1 protein-coding gene is annotated in these 958 nt (G+C 48.6%); it reads right to left on the bottom strand.

Going from position 1 to position 958, the window contains the following annotated elements; translation table 11 throughout:
* The coding region (locus tag QM865_RS09120; protein ID WP_414306507.1) for a hypothetical protein at positions 1 to 958 on the bottom strand (958 nt) is incomplete at both ends.

Here is a 958-nt window from a genome sequence, read left to right as displayed (position 1 = left end):
GCAAGTACATCAGCAAGTACATCAGCATCAACAAGTGCAAGTACATCGGCTAGCACGTCAGCCTCAACAAGCGCAAGTACATCAGCATCAACAAGTGCAAGTACATCGGCTAGCACGTCAGCCTCAACAAGCGCAAGTACATCAGCATCAACAAGTACATCAGCATCAACAAGTGCAAGTACATCAGCAAGTACATCAGCCTCAACAAGTGCAAGTACATCGGCTAGCACGTCAGCTTCAACGAGCGCAAGTACGTCAGCAAGTACGTCAGCTTCAACAAGTGCAAGTACATCGGCTAGCACGTCAGCATCAACAAGCGCAAGTACGTCAGCCTCAACAAGTGCAAGTACATCAGCAAGTACGTCAGCTTCAACGAGCGCAAGTACATCAGCAAGTACGTCAGCCTCAACAAGCGCAAGTACATCAGCAAGTACGTCAGCCTCAACAAGTGCAAGTACATCGGCTAGCACATCAGCAAGTACGTCAGCCTCAACAAGCGCAAGTACATCAGCCTCAACAAGTGCAAGTACATCGGCTAGCACGTCAGCTTCAACGAGCGCAAGTACGTCAGCAAGTACGTCAGCCTCAACAAGTGCAAGCACATCAGCAAGTACATCAGCATCAACAAGTGCAAGTACATCAGCAAGTACATCAGCATCAACAAGTGCAAGTACATCGGCTAGCACGTCAGCCTCAACAAGCGCAAGTACATCAGCATCAACAAGTGCAAGTACATCGGCTAGCACGTCAGCCTCAACAAGCGCAAGTACATCAGCATCAACAAGTACATCAGCATCAACAAGTGCAAGTACATCAGCAAGTACATCAGCCTCAACAAGTGCAAGTACATCAGCCTCAACAAGCGCAAGTACGTCAGCAAGCACGTCAGCTTCAACAAGTGCAAGCACATCAGCAAGTACGTCAGCCTCAACAAGCGCAAGTACCTCAGCAAGTACAT

This window comes from Streptococcus mitis (assembly GCF_047462815.1).
Taxonomy (GTDB): domain Bacteria; phylum Bacillota; class Bacilli; order Lactobacillales; family Streptococcaceae; genus Streptococcus; species Streptococcus mitis_DO.
Note: the sequence above shows the minus strand (reverse complement) of the source record. Positions and strands in the feature narration are given on the sequence as shown.